This is a genomic window from Flavobacterium sp. GNP010, from assembly GCF_056428945.1.
In genome coordinates this window covers 1-4,441 of record NZ_JBWJVK010000074.1, presented here as the reverse complement: position 1 = coordinate 4,441, position 4,441 = coordinate 1, and the positions used below count along the sequence as shown (strand labels likewise).

3 protein-coding genes are annotated in these 4,441 nt (G+C 36.2%); 2 read left to right on the top strand and 1 reads right to left on the bottom strand.

What is annotated here, in order from left to right; all coding sequences use genetic code 11:
- On the bottom strand, positions 1-1,255 hold a 1,255-nt coding region (locus tag AC061C_RS15220), incomplete at its 3' end, for a helix-turn-helix domain-containing protein (RefSeq protein ID WP_478291875.1).
- 161 nt (positions 1,256-1,416) lie between these two features.
- Between AC061C_RS15220 and aceB the strand changes: the two genes are divergently transcribed.
- Both aceB and aceA read left to right on the top strand, forming a co-directional pair.
- The gene (gene aceB / locus AC061C_RS15215; RefSeq protein WP_478291874.1) at positions 1,417-3,018 is read left to right on the top strand and encodes a malate synthase A; all 1,602 of its coding nucleotides are present in this window, start codon (positions 1,417-1,419) and stop codon (positions 3,016-3,018) included.
- A gap of 72 nt (positions 3,019-3,090) precedes the next feature.
- A complete protein-coding gene (aceA, locus tag AC061C_RS15210) occupies positions 3,091-4,371 on the top strand; it encodes an isocitrate lyase (protein ID WP_417984857.1) in 1,281 nt (426 codons plus the stop codon).
- Positions 4,372-4,441 lie beyond the last annotated feature (70 nt).

Genomic DNA, 4,441 nt, shown 5'->3' with positions numbered 1-4,441 from the left:
AATTGGTTTTGAAAGGATCAGGTGTGGCGGATGAAAAGACTAAATATTCATTTTTACTATTTTCATAACTGGAAATTTGCGCATCAAAAAAATGACTTTTCTGTTGCCTCAAAGACTCCTCAATAGTACGTATAGAAACCCAACGGCGGCAATAATGCTCATTCATCTCGTTTGCATGCGGTTCTTGCTGATTGGTAATGTGCAACTCTTTTTTTATCTGATACGTATCGGTTCCTATTTGATGGGATAAACGCAGAAAAAAGAGATTTTTTAACTGAAAATCTTTAGGTAAAATATTTGTCAGTCTTTGATAAAAAGATTCAGGTGATACGTTAAAACTACTCATTAAAGCGACCATCTCTTGCGGTTTTGGATCTGATTTTGACAGAAAAACATTGAGTTCATCTATTAATTTTTGCCTAGGAATAAGCAAGGCTCCTGCAAAATAAGAAGCGTAAAAATTATTGAGGACCTGATCAAAGTTATCAAACTTAATCCAACTGAACGTATACAATCGTTCTGTGATTTGGAGATAATTATAAGCGATTTCTTTGGCTAATATAAAGGCTTTTTGTGGCTCGTCTATATCCTTTGAAAGTAGTAGTGTTTTGCTTTTTGGAACAAAAATAGATCGCAAATCGCCCAACTGATCTTGCTCCGAAAAAACCAATTCTTCGATCGTATAACCATATTCTTCAATCAAAATTGCGGTCAGTTCTTCAATAGAAATTTGAACCTCCATATTAACATGAAACGATTGGAAAAACTGTATGACTTTTTGTTCTAAATCTTCAAAATAGTTGGTATGCGCTTCTTGATACGAGCGCAAAGAAGCCAAAAAGAAACTCTCTCTTGTCAAATTATAATGTTGTGCAATCTCAATAATGGTACTGATAAACGCATTGACTTTTGCAGGAGCATTTGCAATAATATCAATCAAGTCATTTTCCTGTATGCCAAAAAGATCCAACGGAATCTCTTTCAAAATACCTGATTTCAATATTTCACCAATCGGCGCCAAATTATTATCCAGCTTTAAAGACACCATACTATCATACGAAACCTCCAATTTCTCAGAAAGCAGAATGATTTTATCAGTTTTGGGATACTTTTTCCCTTTTTCAATTTCGTTTAAATACGATTTTGACAAGTCGGTGATTTTGGCTAAGCCAAATAAGGATAAATTTTTATTCGTCCGCGCTTGCTTAAGTTTCAGTCCAAAAATCAGCTTGATATAATCCTTTTCTATGTTCATATTTCAAAGATACATCAAAAAAAATTGACGTCAAAAAAATTATTTTCAATTTTTAGCGTACGTTCGCTTGTTTTGTAAAAAACTTTTTGTAGTATTGCAGTGTTGAATAATTAAATATTCTTATCAAAAAGCCAATAAGTGTTTCATTAAATAAGTAAATCATGAATTTTAAAGAAGTATATTCAGATAATTTGTTAAATTTTTCAGAAGAAACTACGGAACATTATCCGGAAATCTTAACTGATGAAGCAATGACTTTCTTGTCCTTACTTCATGAAAATTTCAATCCACAGCGACTTGTACTTTTAGAAAATCGAAAAAAACAACAAGCTTTATTTGATGCAGGCGCATTGCCTACTTTTCCTGCTGAAACTAAAAACATCAGAGAAAGTAATTGGCGTGCAGCGGCCATTCCTACTGATTTATTAGATCGACGAGTTGAAATAACTGGTCCTGTAGATCGAAAAATGGTTATTAATGCTCTCAATTCTGGCGCAAAAACCTTCATGGCTGATTTTGAAGACAGCACGTCACCTACATGGAGTAATTTAATGACGGGGCAACAAAATTTAAAAGACGCCGTAAATAAAACCATAAGTCTTGAGGATACAGTAAAAAACAAAAAATACAGCTTAAAAGATATAACTGCCGTATTGCTCGTGCGCCCAAGAGGTTTGCATTTATCTGAAAAAAATATGCTTATTAATGGTCAGCCTCTTTCGGGTTCTCTAGTTGATTTTGGCTTGTATGCGTTTCACAATCACTTAGAACTAATTAAAAAAGGCACGGCACCTTACTTTTATTTGCCCAAACTCGAGCATTATTTAGAAGCAAGATGGTGGAATGAAGTGTTTGAATTTGCACAGGATTATTTGGGTGAACAAAATGGGACGTTCAAAGCCACCGTTCTAATCGAAACGATAACGGCTAGTTTTCAATTGGACGAAATCATTTATGAGCTAAGAGATCATATTGTTGGTTTGAACTGCGGGCGATGGGATTATATCTTTTCTTACATTAAAAAATTACGAAATAACCCCGCATTTATTGTTCCAAACCGCGACCAAGTGACCATGACTTCACCTTTTATGAGTGCTTATTCTCAACTGGTGATTCAAAGATGTCACAAACGTTGCATTCACGCTATAGGTGGTATGGCAGCTCAGATTCCGATAAAAAATGATGAAGCAGCTAATGCCATTGCTTTCAATAAAGTAATAGCTGATAAAGAACGTGAAGTGAAAAATGGTCATGATGGCACTTGGGTGGCACATCCCGATTTAGTTGCGCTTGCCATGAACGTATTTGACCAACACATGCCGAATAAAAATCAAATTCACGTAAAACGAGAAGATATAAAAGTGACCGAACAGGACTTGCTAGAAACCCCAAAAGGAAGTATTACCGTAGAAGGGATTCGAAAAAACATCAGCATATCCGTTTTATACCTTGCTTCATGGCTCAACGGCCAAGGTGCAGCAGCTTTACACAACTTGATGGAAGATGCCGCTACGGCTGAGATTTCAAGATCACAATTGTGGCAGTGGCTCCAAAACAAAGTGATTTTAGACAATGGAAAAATATTAAATGAAAGTTATTACCATCGCTTAGCCATGGAAGAATTTGAAAAAATAAGAAATTTAGTTGGGGATGAAAATCATGAAAAACAAAAATACAGACTGGCAGAACAATTATTGGACGAGCTTGTTGTTAACGACACCTTTATCGAATTTTTAACCCTTCCTGGATACAAATACATTTAAAATCAATAGCAAATACACTACAATTAGCATCAATATAAAATTATTAAACACCTTTTAACTATTACAAACACTATGAAAACTACTGAAACAAGAATTCAAGAATTAGTTACCGACTGGATTACAAACCCAAGATGGAACGGCATCGAGCGTCCTTACACTGCTGAAGAAGTGGTGAAATTACAAGGATCGTATCAAATTGAACACAGTGTCGCCAGAATTGGAGCTAATACCTTGTGGAGTAAACTAAATTCTCAGGATTTTGTAGCTGGACTTGGCGCACTAACGGGAAACCAAGCCATTCAAGAAGTAGAAGCAGGATTAGACGCTATCTATTTGAGCGGATGGCAAGTAGCAGCAGATGCCAATGTTGCAGGGGAAATGTACCCTGACCAATCTTTATATCCTGCGAACAGCGTTCCATTAGTAGTAAAACGAATTAATAATGCACTTTTACGTGCAGACCAAATACAGGTAGTAAACGGAACTACAGACAAAAAAGACTACTTAGTACCTATTGTTGCCGATGCCGAGGCAGGTTTTGGTGGAAACCTAAACGCTTTTGAGTTAATGAAGGCGATGATTGAAGCAGGAGCTGCAGGAGTTCACTTTGAAGACCAATTGAGTTCTGCAAAAAAATGTGGACACCTTGGTGGTAAAGTATTAGTTCCTACGCAAGAAGCTATCAATAAACTAATTGCAGCCCGTTTAGCCGCTGATGTTATGGGAACACCTACCATTGTAGTTGCCCGAACTGATGCTGATGCTGCCAACTTACTAACTAGCGACATTGATCCAAGAGATGCAAAATTCATCACGGGTGAAAAAACAGGAGAAGGATTTTTCTACGTGAACTGTGGCGTAGAACAAGGTATTGATAGAGGATTGAGTTACGCACCATACGCCGATTTGATTTGGATGGAAACCAGCAATCCGGATCTTGATTACGCAAGAAAATTTGCTGAAGGAATTCACGCAAAATTCCCAGGAAAAATGTTGGCATACAATTGTTCTCCATCATTTAATTGGGCCGCAAAATTATCAGTTGCTGAAATGGAAACGTTCCGCGAGGATCTTGCTGCAATGGGATACAAATTCCAATTCATTACTTTAGCTGGATTTCACGCGCTAAATACAAGTATGTTTGAATTGTCTAAAGCCTACAAAGAAAGAGGAATGGCCGGATATTCTGAATTACAAGAAAGAGAATTTGCGTTGCAACAACACGGATTCAAAGCCGTAAAACACCAAGGTTTTGTAGGAACATCCTATTTTGATGCAGTACAAAACACCGTGACAATTGGTAAATCCTCTACAACTGCAATGAAAGACTCTACTGAAACTGCACAGTTTTAAAAATATTATGCTCCAAAAAAAAAGAAAAAAAAAAAAAAAAAAAAAAAAAAAAAAAAAAAAAAAAAAAAAA